Consider the following 18,478-nt stretch of genomic DNA (forward strand, 5'->3'; position numbering starts at 1 on the left):
GGATAAGACTGACGAAGTCGGCTCAAAACACTGTTTTGAGGTTGTGAATAGAACTGACGAAGTCAGTAAAACCATACCTACGGCAAGGCGACGTTGACGTAGTTTGAAGAGATTTTCGAAGAGTATTATTCATCTTCGTCATCATCGAAGTCCGCTAACAGATCATTAACTTTCACAATGCTTTCTGCAGCACGGCTCTTGTAGTCCGTATCTGCGCCTGTAAGGCTCGCATTGATAAATTCAATCACCATTGGAAGATTCATCCCTGCGTAAAGGTCAATATCACGACCTTCCATAATCAAGCGACTCACCACATTACAAGGTGTCCCACCGAGAAGATCCGCAAAGACTAGGAAATCATCCAACCCTTCAATAACAGCTTCAAATTTAGCAGTAAATTCTTCTGGGCCATCTTCTGGAAGAAGAGCTACTGTGTAAATGTTATCTTGTGGGCCCATAATCATTTCTGTGCTACCTCTAAGCTCCTCACAGAAGCGACCATGGCTCACCAAAATTAATGATTTAGTCATAAGAAATTACATTCCAAGTGCAAAGTGACCAAGGGCAGAAAGAGCCAAAGCAAGTACGATAATAATACCGATAGCTTTAGTAGAGTTCATACCTTTCTTACCAAGCAACCAGAAGATAAAGGCAGTAAAGATTGCTGGAAGCAAACGTGGGAAGATTTGGTTCAAGATGTCTTGGAAATCAATCATCTTTTCACCGATTGGCAATTTGTAAGAAATTTCAAAGTTAATCACTGTTGCTACAAGAGCACCCATCATGAAGACACCAAGTACAGATGCAGCGTCAATCAAAGCTGTCAAGGTACTTTGCATGTTGTTGATAAGGTTAACCCCTTCTTTGTAAGCAAATTCCAACTGTTTCCAACGGAAGATGTCATAGGCTACTGCAACTGCAATCCAAAGGAAGATCCCCCAAGGTTGGCCAGCGATAGCCATAGTTGCTGCGACTGACCCCATGATAGCAGGTACAAGTGAACCAAAGATTGTATCTCCAAGAGGAGCAAATGGCCCCATCAAACCTGTCTTGATACCGTTAACCGCATCTTTTGAACCTACACCATCTTTTTCTTCCATGGCAAGATCAAAACCAGCGATGATGGTGTGGAAGAATGGTGAAGTATTGAAGAATTGAGTATGAACTTTCATCATTTCTTTCAATTCAGGAGTTCCATCCCCATACATTTTACGCAATTGAGGCAAAATCATGTAAAGGTAACCAGAAGCTTGCATACGTTCGTAGTTCCAACCCAATTGGAAAGTAAACAAGCTACGTTTGTTGATTTGGTTAAAATCTTCTTTTGTAAGTTTGTAATTAGAATTCGTCATCTTCGATTTCCCCACTTTCTGATGGTGTAGAAGGTGCTGCTACAGCTACTTTTTGGCTATTTTTGAAGTGAAGCACTGCAAGGAAGATACCTACGATAGAGATACCAATCATAGACAAACCTTTGAAGTTGTTCACGAAACCAATTTTTTCAGCAACATCTTTCGGTAGAGTGCCTACGATACCAGCAACAGCGCCACCAAGACCAGTTACATATGAGTAAAGAACAGTCAACATAGCTGTCAAACCAAATCCCATAGCAAGGTAGTGAAGGTTACGTTTAACTGGAAGGTAACGAAGCAAGATTGCAAATCCAAGACCTGGAAGCATACGTCCTGCGAGTGTCAAACCATCTGCAACCCATTGGTATTTTGTAACGAAGTCTACTACGTGTTGTACAAATTCACCACCAAAAGCAAGCGCAAAGAAGACTGGAAGGGCACGAGATAGAGCCCAAGGAATCGCACCAAGTAGGTAGTTGCGTTCAATACCTTTATAGTCAAAGCGTTCGATTGCAGCATCCACACGGTGAGCAAAGAAAGTAGTTGTCATACGTCCAAGAACGTCGAAGTAAGTCAAGAGAGTTGCTACTGGCACAGCGATTGTTGTAATCGCAAGTGCTGTATCAATTCCTTGTGAAACAGAGAAGGCTGTCGCAAGAACTGCACCAGAAGTTGCGTCGATACGAGAAGCACCACCGAAGGTACCAACCCCAAGAACGAATAGTTGCAAGTTACCACCGATAAGTAGACCAGTAGTCACATCTCCCATGATTAAACCAGTAATAAAACCAGCAAATACAGGGGAACCTGCAGATGAAACGATCGTCAACTCATCACAGATTTGATAAGCTGAGTACAAAGTGAGAAGTAAAATTTGCCACCATTGTATCATAACAATGACCTCCTAAAAATTTTTTCCTATTTTAATAAGCTCAAAAAGTCTGAAATTGGATCATTTGGAACCATTTGAGCAGTAAGTTTAACACCTTTTTCTGCCAATTTGTGGAAGTCTTCCACATCCTTGTCTACTACGTTGATAGAACGTGTAATAGAACGAGTTTCTGGTGTTTGAGACATATTTCCAACATTAAGGGTTTCAAGTGGTACACCTGCTTCTACCAAACCAAGGAAGCGGTCTGGTTTACGAGCCACGATAAAGAGACGTTGGCTATCGTATTTTCCAGCAAGAATATTGGCTGCCGCTTTTTCAATTGGCAAAATACTTAATTTCACACCTGGTGGTGTCGCAAGCTTCAAACCACTCTTTTCAACGTCGTTGTTGACAACTTCGTCGTCTACAACCATAATACGTGAAACATTTAGTTTTCCAGCCCAAAGATTGGCTACTTGTCCGTGGATCAAACGTCCATCGATACGGCATCCTACAATTGTCATAAGTTTTCCCCCTTTATGTGTTTTAGTGTAGGTTTACGAGTTAAATAAATCTCTTCTTTATATTGACCTTCTGTTTCAAAGATAATGATGCGGTTGGCACCTTCCTTGAGGAAGCTATGAGGAATATAAAGCGAGAGAGTAGGGCCGACGTTCCAAAAACGTCCTAGGTTCTGCCCATTGACAAAGGCAACTCCCTTACCAAACTCAGATAAGTCTAGGTAAGTATCTTTTGGCGCTTCGACAGTAAAGTCGAAAGCGTAAAAGGCTGGTTGTCCTTCTGCCCATCCTTTTGAAAAATCAATTTTCTCAGGATTATCTAGTGGGAGTGGATAGTGTTTCCAGTTTAGTAAGAAGTGCAAATCCTTACAAACCCCTGTCCGAATTCCCTTACGTTGCGTATCTGCTAAGAACTTATGTCCATAGTTGACACGCCCCATATTTTCTACCAATATGTCAATCCTAGATAACGCTTTCTTTTCGCCTTGATAGAAAATATCTTCCCCAATCTCTGTCTGATATTGGGTTTTAACCCACTGACCATCGACATAAAGCTGAGCCCTATCTCGACCGTCAATGATACGAAGTCTTTCTTCTTCTGCATCCCAGTTTGTTTCGGTTCGATAGAGTAGATAGCCATAGCTTTGTCCCAACTCCTCCATCTTTTTAGGATAGAGGCTTTCTACTGGACTTGACAAGCTATCCAGAGTTTCAAACAAGGAAACTTTTTCAACTAGTGGAATAGCATCCAACTCCATACTCTCTTTGTAGAGTGGTTCCAGCTGCGGATACTCTGGAAAATGGGTTGCCATCATCTTCTTGACTGCCAGATATTTGGCAGTTGGATTTCCTTCTTCATCCAGAAGGGCATCGTAATCATAAGATGTGACTTGTGGCAAATCCAAGGTTCCTCGAGCCGAGCAACCATTCATGAAGCCAAAGTTTGTACCACCGTGGAACATGTAAAGATTGATGGAGCCTTGCTCCAAAACCTCTCGAACTGCATCTGCCAATTCTTTTGGGTCCCGTGTGATAATCGGTTCTTTCCAACGATTGAACCAGCCATCCCAGAACTCCATACACATGAGTGGCCATTTCTTACCATGTTCATCAAAGAATTCCTGCATCTGTGAAAAGTTATATGGAGCTTTAGAACCAAAGTTGCCTGTTACAAAGAGGTCATCTTCAATTAAGGTTCCCGCTTTCAGAGTAGCTCTCCAAGGACCATCTGATGTAAAGAGAGGACAGGTTACGCCACACTCTTCCATCAGCTGTCGAATGGCTCTCAGGTAAGCCTTATCTTCTCCGTAAGAACCATACTCATTTTCAACCTGCATCATGAGAATATTGCCACCATTGTCCAACAAACGAGGCACCAGTCTTGGCAAGAGCTGGTCATAATAGCGACCAACTGCCTCGATATATGCTGGGTCGGATGAGCGAATTCGCATGTTCTTGGTCAAGAGCCAAGCTGGTAAGCCACCGAATTCCCATTCCGCACAGATAAATGGAGACGGACGCACAATTGCGTAGAGACCCAAATCCTGCGCTATTTGGAGAAATTTCTCTAAATCCAGATCACCTTCAAAATGAAACTCACCTTCACGAGGCTCGTGTAAATTCCAAGCCACATAAGTCTCTACCGTATTAAAACCAAGAGCCTTCAAGTTATAGAGCGAATGATACCAATCCTCTGGAGGAACCCTAAAATAATGAATGGCACCAGATAAAATCTTAAATGATTTTCCATCGAGATAGAAATCATCTCGTATCTCAAATCGTGTCATAAAACTACCTTCTGACTGCGAAAGTTTGCGCTTTCATTTGTTGTTATAGTCATTATAAACCAATCTGTTTGAATTGTCAATAGAAATTGTAGGGATATTTACTGCAATTTTACTATTATACACACGTTCAATTAGTTTCAAACATTTTCAGACCCATTTCAAACACTCTTTAAATTCGGAATAGAGAACCTAAAATAATTTTGCACAAAATACATTTATAAAATACGTACAATGCCTATGTAACTTAATTTTTTAATCTGTTATCTAATTTTTTATTCAAAAGACTACTATTTTTTTCGCTTTTATGGTAAAATTTTCTATGGAGAAGGAAAATAGAGGTAAAAATATGGCAATTCCCAAATATCAATACATAAAAGACGAATTAAAAAATAAAATCATCTCTGGGCAGTTTAGCAGTGGAGATAAATTTTACACTGAAGCAGAGCTCATTTCAATGTACGATGTCAGCTCTATCACAGTTGTCCGCGCCTTAAACGACCTTGCTAAAGATGGCTATATTGTCCGCCAACAAGGAAAAGGAACCTTCGTTTCACGTGCACGCAAACACAAGCTTGTAGAGTTTTCAGATATTGAACTCTTTAATGCTAAAGATGATAAGGTAACTGTTCTTTCAATTGAACGCGGAAACAAGCTCGTTTACTTGGAAAAATTGGGTCTACGTGGCGATCAATTCTACTACAAGATTGAACGTATCCGCGAATCAAACGGTGTCGTTTATATCTACCATACATCCTACATCCCAGAACAATATATCAACGCAAATTATCCAAACCTTGAATACTATAGTTCTATCTATAACCGTTTCAAGTTAGACTACCACATTCACATGAATGATGAACACTTTGAAGAAATCAATGAAATAGTCTTTCCAACTCCAGAACATGCGGCTTCAGTCCTCGGAGTCGATGAACAATTCCCTACTGTCCTACAAACTAAAATCACCAAACTCGAATCAACTGGCCAAGTTTTAGAATACAGTGAAACTTACAAACGATCTGATTACTACAAGATTAAATTCATCTCATGTGACCGTGATCACTAAGAAGAAAGCCTGAGCCTAATCGCTCGGGCTTTTTCTATGCTTATTATACCACACCAAAAAGGTAGCGCTTACCTATTTTTGGAAGATTCTATAATTTGTGGAATATTTTATAGAAATAGAACCAAAAATTATACTAGATATATATACATATTTTTTCTGACCAATCTGAAATCTTAAGCTTAAATTTTATATTTTTTTATACTTATTATAGTTTTTTGTCATCTCCTCTTGACTCTCGTTAATATAAGAAATAAAATAAAGGCGTTGATTTATATAATCGCTATCAATATAACAATGCAATCAGGAGGTTTTGCAATGAAACATGAAAAACAACAGCGTTTTTCTATTCGTAAATACGCTGTAGGAGCAGCTTCTGTTCTAATTGGATTTGCCTTCCAAGCACAGACTGTTGCAGCCGATGGAGTTACTCCTACTACTACAGAAAACCAACCGACCATCCATACGGTTTCTGATTCCCCTCAACCATCCGAAAATCGGACTGAGGAAACACCTAAAGCAGAGCTTCAACCAGAAACTCCAAAAACTGTAGAAACAGAAACTCCAGCTACTGATAAGGTAGCTAGTCTTCCAAAAACAGAAGAAAAACCACAAGAGGAAGTTAGTTCAACTCCTAGTGATAAAGCAGAAGTGGTAACTCCAACTTCTGCTGAAAAAGAAACTGCTAATAAAAAGGCAGAAGAAGCTAAAGAGATTGATTCTAAAGAGTCAAATACAGACAAGACTGACAAGGATAAACCAGCTGAAAAAGATGCTAAAAAAAATGAAGCGAAAGCAGAGGCTGACAAACCGGCAACAGAGGCAGGAAAGGAACGTGCTGCAACTGTAAGTGAAAAACTAGCGAAAAAGAAAATTGTTTCTATTGATGCTGGACGTAAATATTTCTCACCAGAACAGCTCAAGGAAATCATCGATAAAGCGAAACATTATGGCTACACTGATTTACACCTATTAGTCGGAAATGATGGACTTCGTTTCATGTTGGACGATATGAGCATCACAGCTAACGGCAAGACCTATGCCAGTGACGATGTCAAACGCGCCATTGAAAAAGGTACAAATGATTATTACAACGATCCAAACGGCAATCACTTAACAGAAAGTCAAATGACAGATCTGATTAACTATGCAAAAGATAAAGGTATCGGTCTCATTCCGACAGTAAATAGTCCTGGTCACATGGATGCGATTCTCAATGCCATGAAAGAATTGGGAATCCAAAACCCTAACTTTAGCTATTTTGGGAAGGAATCAGCCCGTACTGTCGATCTTGACAACGAACAAGCTGTCGCTTTTACAAAAGCCCTTATCGACAAGTATGCTGCTTATTTCGCGAAAAAGACTGAAATCTTCAACATCGGACTTGATGAATATGCCAATGATGCGACAGATGCTAAAGGTTGGATTGTGCTTCAAGCTGATAAATACTATCCAAACGAAGGCTACCCTGTAAAAGGCTATGAAAAATTTATTGCCTACGCCAATGACCTCGCTCGTATTGTAAAATCGCACGGTCTCAAACCAATGGCCTTTAACGACGGTATCTACTACAATAGCGACACAAGCTTTGGTAGTTTTGACAAAGACATCATCGTTTCTATGTGGACTGGTGGTTGGGGAGGCTACGATGTCGCTTCTTCTAAACTACTAGCTGAAAAAGGTCACCAAATCCTTAATACCAATGATGCTTGGTACTACGTTCTTGGACGAAACGCTGATGGCCAAGGCTGGTACAATCTCGATCAGGGGCTCAATGGTATTAAAAACACACCAATCACTTCTGTACCAAAAACAGAAGGAGCTGATATCCCAATCATCGGTGGTATGGTAGCTGCTTGGGCTGACACTCCATCTGCACGTTATTCACCATCACACCTCTTCAAACTCATGCGTCATTTTGCAAATGCCAACGCTGAATACTTCGCAGCTGATTATGAATCTGCAGAGCAAGCACTTAACGAGGTACCAAAAGACCTGAACCGTTATACTGCAGAAAGCGTCGCGGCCGTAAAAGAAGCTGAAAAAGCTATTCGCTCTCTCGATAGCAACCTTAGCCGTGCCCAACAAGATACGATTGATCAAGCCATTGCTAAACTTCAAGAAACTGTCAACAACTTGACCCTCACGCCTGAAGCTCAAAAAGAAGAAGAAGCTAAACGTGAGGTTGAAAAACTTGCCAAAAACAAGGTAATCTCAATCGATGCTGGACGCAAATACTTTACTCTGGACCAGCTCAAACGCATCGTAGACAAGGCCAGTGAGCTCGGCTACTCTGATGCCCACCTCCTTCTAGGAAATGATGGCCTTCGCTTCCTACTCGATGATATGACCATTACTGCAAACGGAAAAACCTATGCTAGTGATGACGTTAAAAAAGCCATTATCGAAGGAACTAAAGCTTACTACGACGATCCAAACGGTACTGCACTGACACAGGCAGAAGTGACAGAGCTTGCTAAATACGCTAAGGAAAAAGGTATTGGTCTGATTCCAGCTATCAATAGTCCAGGACATATGGATGCTATGCTGGTTGCCATGGAAAAATTAGGTATTAAAAATCCTCAAGCAAACTTTGATAAAGTTTCAAAAACAACCATGGACCTTGAAAATCAAGAAGCCCTTAACTTTACCAAAGCCCTTATCGGTAAGTATATGGATTACTTTGCTGATAAATCAAAGATATTCAACTATGGTACAGATGAATATGCCAATGATGCGACCAACGCCCAAGGTTGGTACTACCTCAAATGGTATGGACTCTATAACAAGTTTGCAGACTATTCTAACAGTCTAGCTGCTATGGCTAAGGAAAGAGGGCTACAACCAATGGCCTTCAACGATGGCTTCTATTACGAAGACAAGGATGATGCTGAATTCGATAAAGATGTCTTGATTTCTTACTGGTCTAAAGGCTGGTGGGGCTACAACCTTGCGTCACCTCAGTATCTGGCAAACAAAGGTTATAAGTTCTTGAATACCAACGGTGACTGGTACTATGTTTTAGGAAATCACAAACAAGATGAAGCTTATCCTCTTTCAAAGGCAATTGAAAATTCTGGAAAAGTTCCATTCAATCAACTAGCTTCTACCAAATATCCTGAAGTAGATCTTCCAACAGTCGGAAGTATGCTTTCAATCTGGGCAGATAGACCAAGCGCTGAATACAAGGAAGAGGAAATCTTTGAACTCATGACTGCCTTTGCAGACCACAACAAAGACTACTTCCGTGCTAATTATAATGCTCTCCGCGAAGAATTAGCTAAAATTCCTACAAACTTAGAAGGATATAGTAAAGAAAGTCTTGAGGCCCTTGACGCAGCTAAAACAGCTCTAAATTACAACCTCAACCGTAATAAACAAGCTGAGCTTGACACACTTGTAGCCAACCTAAAAGCCGCTCTTCAAGGCCTCAAACCAGCTGCAACTCATTCAGGAAGCCTAGATGAAAATGAAGTGGCTGCCAATGTTGAAACCAGACCAGAACTCATCACAAGAACTGAAGAAATTCCATTTGAAGTTATCAAGAAAGAAAATCCTAACCTCCCAGCTGGTCAGGAAAATATTATCACAGCAGGAGTCAAAGGTGAACGAACTCATTACATCTCTGTACTCACTGAAAATGGAAAAACAACAGAAACAGTCCTTGATAGCCAGGTAACCAAAGAAGTTATAAACCAAGTGGTTGAAGTTGGCGCTCCTGTAACTCACAAGGGTGATGAAAGTGGTCTTGCACCAACTACTGAGGTAAAACCTAGACTGGATATCCAAGAAGAAGAAATTCCATTTACCACAGTGACTCGTGAAAATCCACTCTTACTCAAAGGAAAAACACAAGTCATTACTAAGGGTGTCAATGGACATCGTAGCAACTTCTACTCTGTGAGCACTTCTGCCGATGGTAAGGAAGTGAAAACACTCGTAAATAGTGTCGTAGCACAGGAAGCCGTTACTCAAATAGTCGAAGTCGGAACTATGGTAACACATGTAGGCGATGAAAACGGACAAGCCGCTATTGCTGAAGAAAAACCAAAACTAGAAATCCTAAGCCAACCAGCTCCATCAACTGCTCCTGCTGAGGAAAGCAAAGCTCTTCCTCAAGATCCAGCTCCTGTGGTAATAGAGAAAAAACTTCCTGAAACAGGAACTCACGATTCTGCAGGACTAGTAGTCGCAGGACTCATGGCCACACTAGCAGCTTATGGACTCACTAAAAGAAAAGAAGACTAAGTCTTTTCGATAAAAAATAAACAGCGAGATTGAAGCTCGCTGTTTATTTTTTAATTAATCACCTAGTCCAAGACGTTCAAAGATATCATCCACTCGTTTGGTGTAATAAACTGGGTTGAAGATTTCATCGATTTCTTCTTGTGTGAGACGTGATGTTACTTCTGAATCTGCCTCAAGAAGTGGTTTAAAGTCTACTTGGTTGTCCCAAGAGTAGGCTGTTTTTGGTTGCACCAAGTCATAGGCTTGCTCACGGGTCATGCCTTTTTCAATCAATGTCAACATAGCCCGTTGGCTAAAGATAAGACCAAAAGTCGAGTTCATGTTGCGGATCATATTTTCTGGGAAAACTGTCAAGTTCTTGACGATATTTCCAAAACGGTTGAGCATGTAGTCAATCAAAATGGTCGTATCTGGTGTAATGATACGCTCAGCTGATGAGTGGGAAATGTCACGTTCATGCCAGAGAGCGACATTCTCATAAGCCGTAATCATGTGACCACGGATAACACGCGCCAAACCTGTCATGTTTTCAGAACCGATTGGGTTGCGTTTGTGAGGCATTGCAGATGAACCTTTTTGCCCTTTAGCAAAGAATTCTTCCACTTCGCGTTGTTCAGATTTTTGCAAACCACGAATCTCAGTCGCCATACGTTCGATTGAAGTCGCAATGCTGGCAAGAACTGCAAAGTACTCAGCGTGAAGGTCACGAGGAAGGACTTGTGTAGAGATTTCTTGAGCACGGATACCAAGCTTGTTGCAGACATACTCCTCTACAAATGGTGGGATATTGGCAAAGTTCCCAACCGCACCAGAAATCTTACCAGCTTCTACACCAGCAGCCGCATGCTCGAAACGCTCGATATTGCGTTTCATTTCGCTATACCAAGTTGCCAATTTAAGACCAAAAGTTGTCGGCTCAGCGTGCACACCATGAGTACGCCCCATCATGATGGTGAACTTGTGCTCCTTGGCCTTGTCAGCGATGATATTAGTGAAGTTTTCAAGGTCACGACGGATGATGTCGTTGGCCTGCTTGTAGAGGTAACCATAGGCCGTGTCCACCACGTCAGTAGAAGTCAAGCCATAGTGAACCCACTTGCGCTCTTCACCAAGAGTCTCAGAAACCGCACGCGTGAAAGCCACCACATCGTGGCGCGTCTCCTGCTCAATTTCCAAAATACGGTCAATGTCAAAATCCGCTTTCTCACGAATCAAAGCCACATCTTCCTTAGGGATTTCCCCCAACTCAGCCCATGCCTCATCAGCCAAGATTTCCACTTCAAGCCAAGCACGGTATTTATTTTCTTCGCTCCAAATATTCGCCATCTCAGGGCGAGAGTAACGGTTGATCATGTTGTTCATTTTTCCTTTCTTCTTAAGCTGTTGGGAATAAGCTATCTAGGTAAACCAAGATTTCTACTCAAACTCCTCTTTTCCAATAAACACAGACGGGTAATGATCTAGTATATTCAAATCCGTATCCAGCGGTACATCATAGATAGCTAAATAATTTTCGGGGTATTGTGCAGCTAGTTCTTCATATTTAGCTTGTACCTTATCTTGGTCAGCACTGGCATACAAGACTTCGACAACTGCTCCAGTCTTATCCTTTTCAATAAATGTATTAACGATAATTTGTATCATGAACTTGTCCTAAAAATCAATCCCTTCCCCAAACTCTTCCACACTATCCGGTACATCACTAAACAAAGTCACATGTCCCATCTTACGATTATGCTTTGCTTCTATTTTACCATACATGTGGAGATGGGCGCTTGGATTTTCTGTGACATATTTTTTAGCGACCTCAACATGCTGGCCGAGAACGTTAAGCATGACGGCAGGCGCATGTAGTTTTATGGCTGGCAATGGTGCTCCGAGAACACCGAGAATATGGGTGTCAAACTGAGAGAAATCACAGGCTTCAATAGAGTAATGGCCTGAGTTGTGTGGTCGTGGAGCAATCTCATTGACAATGATGTCATCAGCTGTCGCAAACATTTCCACACAGAGAGTTCCAGACAAGTTGAGTTGTTCTGCGATTCGCACTGCCATAGCTTTAGCCTTGTCTGCTAGACTTTCAGAAATGCGGGCTGGTACGATGGTCTTAGACAGGATATTGTTGCGGTGGATATTTTCCTGAACTGGGAAAAACGTCACCTCCTTGCCATTTCCTGACACGATGACAGAAATCTCAAGGTCAAAGTTGACAAATTCTTCCAAGACGCAGTCTGCTGAGTCTGCTAGCGCATAGGCTGCTTCCAAGTCTGCTTCTGAACGAATAACCTTTTGTCCATGACCATCGTAGCCACCAGTCGCAGTCTTGAGGACATAGTTTTTCGACAAGTCGATATCTGCCAAGTCTAGGCTAGAAGTCACGACCTTGTAGGGTGCCACAGTGACTTGAGCCTTGTTTGACAAAAAGTCCTTTTCAAAAATACGATTTTGCGAAATGCGGAGCAGATCTGTTCCTTGAGGGAGTTGTCCATCCTTGATAACGGCATCCAAACCGTCAGCGTCGACATTTTCAAACTCGTAAGTGAGGACATCGCAACGGTCTGCCAACTGACGGAGGGCGTCCACATCGTTATAAGGTGCCACAATGATTTCCGCCACGCGAGAGGCCGGGCAATCCGCCGCAGGATCCAGCGCGATAACCTTGTGCCCCATGTAGATAGCAGAAATGGCCATCATCTGACCCAGTTGACCGCCACCGATAATTCCGATTGTTTTAGATGAGCTCATTGGTAGACTCCTCTGCGATTTTTCCTTGTTCTTCTGCAAAATCTGCCAAAGCCGTCGCGATAGCTTGATCCTCTACTGAAAGAAGACGGAGGGCGAAGAGAGCCGCATTTGTCGCACCAGCTTCACCGATAGCCATTGTCGCAACAGGCACCCCACCCGGCATCTGAACGATAGAATAGAGTGAATCCACGCCACTAAGGGCACGAGATTTGACTGGCACGCCAATGACTGGAAGGGTTGTTTTGGCAGCTACCATTCCTGGCAAGTGGGCTGCGCCACCTGCACCTGCGATAATGACCTTGATGCCACGGCTACGAGCTTCTTCGGCATGTCTGAACATGAGGTCTGGTGTGCGGTGGGCAGAGACAACCTTCTTCTCGTAGGCTACACCGAAGCGGTCTAGGACTTCTGCTGTTTTTTGCATGGTTGCCCAGTCGGATTTTGAGCCCATGATGATGGAAATAATTGGTTTAGTCATAATTTTTCCTTTTTTCTTCTTTTTTGATAATGGTCTTAGGTGGTGGGGACGGAAGCAAACCTTCGGTTTCATTCCTAAACTTTGAGCCTAAGGTCTCAAAGTTTCCCCCTGACCAGAACATTCACTGTTCTGGTCTTTTCACCACGACGACCATTATCGTGTTTGGCGACTACGGCGCGTTATTCTTATATCTTTACTTAATTGCCTTGCTTCCGATATCTGTTCGGTAGAAGAGTCCTTCTATTTTTTGTTGGGATAGTTCTTGGTAGATGCTGGCTTGGGCTTCTTTGACGGTGGCTGCTGTGGTAACGAGCATATAAACTCGTCCGCCGTTTGAGATCAGTGCTCTGCTATTTTCCGCAAACTTAGCCCCTGCATAGTAGGTGATGACATCGCCTTCTGTCTTGGCTGGCAACTCAACGCTCCTTTCATAGTCTAGCGGGTAGCCCTTGGATGCGACAACCACACCCAGAGTCACACCCTTGTCCGTCCACATGATATTTGGCTCCTTGCTATCCAGGATATCTGTGATATTTTGAGCAAAGTCAGAGGTCAAGCGAGGCAAGATAATCTGAGTTTCTGGATCTCCGAACCGAGCGTTGAACTCAATGACTTTGGGTCCATCAGCTGTCAGGATAAGCCCTACGTAAAGAACTCCCAGATAAGGGCGACCTTCTTTAATCATCCCTTCTAGAACTGGCTTGACAATGGTGTCAACCGCTGTATCAACTACACTCTGTGGTAAGTGTGGAACTGGCGCATAGGCACCCATACCACCCGTGTTAGGCCCTTTGTCGCCATCGTAGGCACGTTTGTGGTCCTGAGCCGTTGGCATGATGTAGAACTTATCACCATTGACAAAGGCAAAGAGTGAAAATTCCTCTCCTTCAAGGAATTCCTCAATAACCACGCGCGCACCTGAGTCACCAAATTTATTGTCCAAAAGCATCTCATGAGCGGCTTCGACCGCTTGCTCAACCGTCTCAGCAACGACGACACCCTTCCCAAGCGCCAAGCCATCCGCCTTGACTACGATAGGCGCACCATGCTTTTCGATATAGGCCTTTGCTTCCTCGAAATCTGAAAATGTGCCATAGGCTGCTGTCGAAACACCATATTTGACCATGATTTCCTTGGCAAAATCCTTGGACCACTCCAGCTCCGCTGCAGCCCTAGTCGGACCAAAGGCCTTAAGCCCAGCTTGGTTAAAATCATCCACGATACCAGCAGCAAGGGCATCATCTGGACCGATAAAGGTCCAAGCAACATCATTGGCCTTTGCGAAGTCAATCAATTTAGAATGTTCGGAAATAGAGATATTTACCAATTCCAAACCATCCAGAGCCATCCCATCATTCCCAGGAGCTACAAAGACTTTTTCCACGTCTTTTGATTCAAGTAACTTTTTAGCAATCGCATGCTCACGACCACCAGAACCGACAACAAGCAGTTTCATTCCTCAACCTCTTTTGCGAATTATTTACCAACATTATATCAAAAAAGTTCGTTTTAATCTTGTTTCAGTTAGCATTTTAAGCCAAAAAAGGAAAGAAACTGTTTTCTTCCCTTTTATCTTCTTAATGTCTAAAATGTCTCACACCTGTAAAGACCATAGTCAAGCCGTATTTATCCGCTGCTTCGATGGATTCTTGGTCACGGACAGAGCCACCGGGCTGGATGATGGCCTTAATTCCTGCTTTGGCGATTTCTTCCACGTTATCCGCAAATGGGAAGAAGGCATCTGAAGCAAGGACCGCCCCGTCCAGACGATCTTTGGCTTGGTCAATGGCAAGGCGAACAGAAGCCACACGGTTGGTTTGACCTGGACCAACACCAAGTGTCATGTGGTCGTTGGTCACGATAATACCATTTGATTTGACGTACTTGATAGCCTTCCAAGCGAACTCAAGAGCAGTCGCTTCTGTCTCGGTTGGCTGACGTTTGGTCACCACTTGCCAGTCAGCTGGGCTTTCCTTGACCACGTCTTGATTTTGCACGAGAAGTCCACCGACTAGACCTGTGTATTCTGCTTCCACTTCGCTAGCCTCTTGAGCATCAAATGGCAAGGCAAGGATGCGCAAGTTTTTCTTTTTGTTGGTCAAAATGGCTAGCGCTTCATCCGTATAGCTTGGTGCGATGATGATCTCGAGGAAAACGCCGTGCATCTTCTCAGCAGTCACATCATCCACCTCACGGTTAAGGACGACAATTCCACCAAAGATAGACACTGGGTCAGACTCATAAGCGTAGGCCCAAGCAGTCTCAATGTCATCAGCCTGACCGATACCGCATGGATTCATGTGTTTGAGAGCCACAACGGTTGGACGATCTTTGAAGTCACGGATGATACGAATGGCAGCATCCGCATCACGGATATTGTTAAAAGACAATTCCTTACCGTTGAGCTGTTTAGCGGATGCAATCGAGTAATCTGTCGGCAAAGCTTTTTGATAGAAATCGGCATCTTGTTGAGGATTTTCACCGTAACGCATTGGTTGCTTGAGGTCATAAGTCAAAGTGAGTTTTTCAGGCTTGCTTTCACCCACTTGAGCTGTAAAATACTCTGCAATCAAGGCATCATAAGCCGCTGTGTGACGGAAAACCTTGGCTGCCAAACGTTGTCGAGTTTCATAAGAGGTTTCGCCGTTTGCTGCCAATTCGTCCAAAACCACAGCGTAGTCAGAAGGGTCTACCACAACCGTTACGCTAGCGTGGTTTTTAGCCGCTGAACGAAGCATAGAAGGCCCGCCGATATCGATGTTTTCAACGGCATCCGCATAAGTCACATCTGGTTTAAGGATGGTTTCCTTAAATGGGTAAAGGTTGGCCACCACAAGGTCAATGAGCTCAATCTTGTTGTCCTTAGCCGCTTCCAAGTGGCTATCCAAGTCACGACGAGCGAGAAGCCCTCCGTGGATATTTGGGTGGAGGGTCTTCACACGACCATCCATCATTTCTGGAAAACCAGTCACATCATCGATGGCAATGGTCTTCACCCCAGCATTATCAAGGGCAACCTTGGTACCACCTGTTGAGATGATATCCCAACCAAGTTTTTTTAGTTCTTGGGCAAATTCAACAATGCCCGCTTTGTCTGAGACGCTGATTAAAGCTTTTTTCGTCATTCTATTCCTCTTTCTTTAGGTCCAAGCGCATAACAACTTCATTATTTTCTTCTATAAATCCTGTTTCCTGAAAACCCAAACTAGTCAACAGGTGCTTCATTTTTTCATTTCCAACCACATAATCTGCGATAATATGATTGCAAGCGCTATCCATCTGAGCCTTTTTGATCAGAACTTCCACGGCTTTTCGTCCATAACCTCTTCCTTGGTACTGCTGGCCAATCATTATCCTCCAGATAAAGTATTCCGCTTCATCCTTATCTATCTCCAACAGGAGAAAACCAACTACAAGCTTATTCCAATAGATTGCCATTGGAAACACATCCCCATTCTCTCGGTAGAGCCATGCGTCCGCTAAAGAGCGTACATTTGGAGACACGAAACGTGCTTGTTCATCAGCTTCAGATATTTTCAAATCCAGCACTGCCTGAAAACTGCTCTCATCTACTAATTTCAGTTCAATCATTTTTTCTCCTAGCACTATTGCACAATCAAAACTTGATTTACTTCTTATCTTCTCCCCACCCCTAAACTCTCCAACACTTGAGGATAGAGCTTGTACTCTGCCTCATGAATCCGAGCTTCAAAACTGTCAATGGTATCATCAGCCAGCCGTGGCACACGCACTTGTTTGATAACCTTTCCTGTATCCACACCTGAATCCACCCAATGAATGGTCACGCCGCTCTCAGCAACGCCAGCATTCCAAGCATCCTCAATCCCATGAGCTCCTGGAAACTCTGGCAGGTAGGCTGGATGAATGTTGACAGTCCTGCCTTCATAAGCTGCCAATAAAGTAGGCCCAACAATTTTCATGTAGCCTGCTAGACAAACCAAGGCAATCTGGTGCTCTTCCAAGAGTTCGACAATGGCTGCTTCGTAGTCTGCCTTGCTCTCAAACTCCTTGAGTTCAAAAGTATAGGACAGAACGCCGAGCTGCTCTGCACGCTCAAGCACATAGGCGTCACGATGGTCTGAAAAGACAAACTCCACTGGAAATCGTTCCGCTATCACCTGAAAATTTGAGCCATTACCAGAGGCAAAAACCGCTATTTTTTTCATTTGATGATGACACTTTCATTTTCTTTCTTGACGATACGGCCAATTTCATAGACTGGTTCATCCAGCAATTCCTTGACACGACTTACATTTTCAGGGCTAACTGCTAGCATAAGTCCCACACCCATATTGAAGATTTCAAACATTTCTTCGTGTTTGATCTGACCGTATTTTTCAAGGGCTTTGAAAATTGGAAGCACTGGAACCTTGTCTTCCTCAATCTCAGCAGCCAAGTCAGCTGCAAACATACGAGGGACATTTTCGATAAAGCCCCCACCTGTGATGTGGGCAATACCGTTGACCAACTCTTCCTTGATGAGTGGCAAAACAGCCTTGACATAGATACGAGTCGGCTCCAGAAGAACTTCCTTGAGTTTCTTGCCTTCCAATTCTGGCAGGACTTCCTTACCTGTGTAATCCGCAAAGACACGACGAACAAGTGAATAGCCATTTGAGTGGATACCGCTTGAAGCAAGTCCCAAAATCACATCGCCTTCTGCTACTTTTGAACCGTCGATGATTTGAGATTTTTCTGCAACACCGACTGCAAAACCAGCCAAGTCATAGTCGTCTTCGCCGTACATACCGGGCATTTCAGCAGTTTCCCCACCGATAAGGGCAGCGCCTGCCTGCACACAACCTTCTGCCACACCAGCGACCACTTGTTCTAACTTGGCTGGTTCATTCTTGCCTGTCGCCACATAGTCCAGGAAATAGAGGGGCTCAGCACCTGCAGCGATGATGTCATTAACACACATGGCCACACAGTCCTGACCGATGGTATCGTGCTTGTCGTACTTGATAGCCAGCATGAGCTTAGTTCCGACACCGTCAGTTCCTGAAATCAAGACAGGCTCTTTAACCCCAGTCTTTGAAAGGTCAAACATACCACCAAAGCCACCAAGAGCTCCCATGACACCTGCACGCTCCGTACGAGTCACGTGCTTTTTAATCCGTTCAACAACTTCATAACCCGCTTCAACATCCACGCCAGATCGAGCATAAGCATTTTTATTTGCCATTTTATTTTTCCTTTTCTTTGAGAAGATTGCGACGTATTTTTAGATAAACAATTATTTTATCTAAAAATACTAGTCAGGGCTCTAGCTTTGATCCTATAGGACAAAGCGTCTACTGACAAATGCTTTAGCTTTTAGTCAATAGTGAGACGTGAAGTATAAGCATTCTTATTTGTCATTTTTATATTCCTTTTCTTTAATGGAGAATCTGTG

General features: G+C 43.2%; 16 protein-coding genes. 2 read left to right on the forward strand and 14 right to left on the reverse strand.

What is annotated here, in order from left to right:
* Window positions 1-125: 125 nt before the first annotated feature.
* Genes HT723_RS04505 through HT723_RS04525 form a run of 5 tightly spaced genes read right to left on the reverse strand, consistent with a single transcriptional unit; the run spans window position 126 to window position 4,531 of the window.
* Window positions 126-530, reverse strand: a complete 405-nt coding sequence (locus tag HT723_RS04505; protein WP_023940582.1) for a PTS sugar transporter subunit IIA — start codon at window positions 528-530, stop codon at window positions 126-128.
* Window positions 531-536: 6 nt separating this feature from the next.
* On the reverse strand, window positions 537-1,352 hold the full coding sequence (locus HT723_RS04510) for a PTS system mannose/fructose/sorbose family transporter subunit IID (protein ID WP_000185298.1): 816 nt from the start codon (window positions 1,350-1,352) through the stop codon (window positions 537-539).
* The gene (locus tag HT723_RS04515; protein ID WP_000617019.1) at window positions 1,339-2,244 is read right to left on the reverse strand and encodes a PTS mannose/fructose/sorbose/N-acetylgalactosamine transporter subunit IIC; all 906 of its coding nucleotides are present in this window, start codon (window positions 2,242-2,244) and stop codon (window positions 1,339-1,341) included. The genes HT723_RS04510 and HT723_RS04515 overlap by 14 nt, the downstream gene beginning before the upstream one ends.
* 26 nt (window positions 2,245-2,270) lie before the next feature.
* A complete protein-coding gene (locus tag HT723_RS04520; protein WP_000156973.1) occupies window positions 2,271-2,747 on the reverse strand; it encodes a PTS system mannose/fructose/N-acetylgalactosamine-transporter subunit IIB in 477 nt (158 codons plus the stop codon).
* Entirely contained in the window at window positions 2,744-4,531 is a 1,788-nt protein-coding gene (locus HT723_RS04525) for a beta-galactosidase (protein ID WP_172934732.1), read from the reverse strand. The genes HT723_RS04520 and HT723_RS04525 overlap by 4 nt, the downstream gene beginning before the upstream one ends.
* 346 nt (window positions 4,532-4,877) lie before the next feature.
* Between HT723_RS04525 and HT723_RS04530 the strand changes: the two genes are divergently transcribed.
* Entirely contained in the window at window positions 4,878-5,594 is a 717-nt protein-coding gene (locus tag HT723_RS04530; RefSeq protein WP_001007202.1) for a GntR family transcriptional regulator, read from the forward strand.
* Window positions 5,595-5,909: 315 nt separating this feature from the next.
* Window positions 5,910-9,839 (forward strand): LPXTG-anchored beta-N-acetylhexosaminidase StrH, encoded by a 3,930-nt coding sequence (strH, locus tag HT723_RS04535; RefSeq protein ID WP_172934733.1) that lies wholly within the window; start codon window positions 5,910-5,912, stop codon window positions 9,837-9,839.
* A 54-nt stretch (window positions 9,840-9,893) separates the two neighbouring features.
* Here the strand turns inward: strH and purB are convergent, their stop codons facing one another.
* The 9 genes from purB to purM all read right to left on the reverse strand — a co-directional run bounded on the left by purB (window position 9,894) and on the right by purM (window position 18,268).
* Entirely contained in the window at window positions 9,894-11,192 is a 1,299-nt protein-coding gene (gene purB, locus HT723_RS04540) for an adenylosuccinate lyase (RefSeq protein ID WP_100104650.1), read from the reverse strand.
* Window positions 11,193-11,255: 63 nt separating this feature from the next.
* A complete protein-coding gene (locus HT723_RS04545) occupies window positions 11,256-11,483 on the reverse strand; it encodes a hypothetical protein (protein ID WP_023935448.1) in 228 nt (75 codons plus the stop codon).
* Between the two features lie 9 nt (window positions 11,484-11,492).
* Window positions 11,493-12,584: a 5-(carboxyamino)imidazole ribonucleotide synthase gene (gene purK, locus HT723_RS04550; RefSeq protein WP_023935450.1), complete on the reverse strand. Its 1,092-nt coding sequence runs from the start codon at window positions 12,582-12,584 to the stop codon at window positions 11,493-11,495.
* Complete coding sequence (gene purE, locus HT723_RS04555; protein WP_000165491.1) at window positions 12,571-13,062, reverse strand: 5-(carboxyamino)imidazole ribonucleotide mutase; 492 nt, start codon at window positions 13,060-13,062, stop codon at window positions 12,571-12,573. The genes purK and purE overlap by 14 nt, the downstream gene beginning before the upstream one ends.
* Before the next feature lie 193 nt (window positions 13,063-13,255).
* On the reverse strand, window positions 13,256-14,518 hold the full coding sequence (purD, locus tag HT723_RS04560) for a phosphoribosylamine--glycine ligase (RefSeq protein WP_172934734.1): 1,263 nt from the start codon (window positions 14,516-14,518) through the stop codon (window positions 13,256-13,258).
* Window positions 14,519-14,639: 121 nt separating this feature from the next.
* Window positions 14,640-16,187, reverse strand: a complete 1,548-nt coding sequence (gene purH, locus HT723_RS04565) for a bifunctional phosphoribosylaminoimidazolecarboxamide formyltransferase/IMP cyclohydrolase (RefSeq protein WP_172934735.1) — start codon at window positions 16,185-16,187, stop codon at window positions 14,640-14,642.
* A gap of 1 nt (window position 16,188) precedes the next feature.
* A complete protein-coding gene (locus tag HT723_RS04570) occupies window positions 16,189-16,653 on the reverse strand; it encodes a GNAT family N-acetyltransferase (RefSeq protein ID WP_119919943.1) in 465 nt (154 codons plus the stop codon).
* Between the two features lie 44 nt (window positions 16,654-16,697).
* Window positions 16,698-17,249, reverse strand: coding sequence for a phosphoribosylglycinamide formyltransferase (gene purN / locus HT723_RS04575; RefSeq protein WP_172934736.1), 552 nt, complete (start codon window positions 17,247-17,249; stop codon window positions 16,698-16,700).
* Entirely contained in the window at window positions 17,246-18,268 is a 1,023-nt protein-coding gene (gene purM / locus HT723_RS04580) for a phosphoribosylformylglycinamidine cyclo-ligase (protein WP_172934737.1), read from the reverse strand. The genes purN and purM overlap by 4 nt, the downstream gene beginning before the upstream one ends.
* Window positions 18,269-18,478 lie beyond the last annotated feature (210 nt).

The organism is Streptococcus sp. 2106 (assembly GCF_013277315.1).
Lineage (GTDB): Bacteria > Bacillota > Bacilli > Lactobacillales > Streptococcaceae > Streptococcus > Streptococcus pseudopneumoniae.

Bases quoted from the DNA above. Each gene is read 5' to 3' on its own strand.
- HT723_RS04505 (WP_023940582.1), bottom strand. From the start codon at position 530: ATGACTAAATCATTAATTTTGGTGAGCCATGGTCGCTTCTGTGAGGAG.
- HT723_RS04510 (WP_000185298.1), bottom strand. From the start codon at position 1,352: ATGACGAATTCTAATTACAAACTTACAAAAGAAGATTTTAACCAAATC.
- HT723_RS04515 (WP_000617019.1), bottom strand. From the start codon at position 2,244: ATGATACAATGGTGGCAAATTTTACTTCTCACTTTGTACTCAGCTTAT.
- HT723_RS04520 (WP_000156973.1), bottom strand. From the start codon at position 2,747: ATGACAATTGTAGGATGCCGTATCGATGGACGTTTGATCCACGGACAA.
- HT723_RS04525 (WP_172934732.1), bottom strand. From the start codon at position 4,531: ATGACACGATTTGAGATACGAGATGATTTCTATCTCGATGGAAAATCA.
- HT723_RS04530 (WP_001007202.1), top strand. From the start codon at position 4,878: ATGGCAATTCCCAAATATCAATACATAAAAGACGAATTAAAAAATAAA.
- strH (WP_172934733.1), top strand. From the start codon at position 5,910: ATGAAACATGAAAAACAACAGCGTTTTTCTATTCGTAAATACGCTGTA.
- purB (WP_100104650.1), bottom strand. From the start codon at position 11,192: ATGATCAACCGTTACTCTCGCCCTGAGATGGCGAATATTTGGAGCGAA.
- HT723_RS04545 (WP_023935448.1), bottom strand. From the start codon at position 11,483: ATGATACAAATTATCGTTAATACATTTATTGAAAAGGATAAGACTGGA.
- purK (WP_023935450.1), bottom strand. From the start codon at position 12,584: ATGAGCTCATCTAAAACAATCGGAATTATCGGTGGCGGTCAACTGGGT.
- purE (WP_000165491.1), bottom strand. From the start codon at position 13,062: ATGACTAAACCAATTATTTCCATCATCATGGGCTCAAAATCCGACTGG.
- purD (WP_172934734.1), bottom strand. From the start codon at position 14,518: ATGAAACTGCTTGTTGTCGGTTCTGGTGGTCGTGAGCATGCGATTGCT.
- purH (WP_172934735.1), bottom strand. From the start codon at position 16,187: ATGACGAAAAAAGCTTTAATCAGCGTCTCAGACAAAGCGGGCATTGTT.
- HT723_RS04570 (WP_119919943.1), bottom strand. From the start codon at position 16,653: ATGATTGAACTGAAATTAGTAGATGAGAGCAGTTTTCAGGCAGTGCTG.
- purN (WP_172934736.1), bottom strand. From the start codon at position 17,249: ATGAAAAAAATAGCGGTTTTTGCCTCTGGTAATGGCTCAAATTTTCAG.
- purM (WP_172934737.1), bottom strand. From the start codon at position 18,268: ATGGCAAATAAAAATGCTTATGCTCGATCTGGCGTGGATGTTGAAGCG.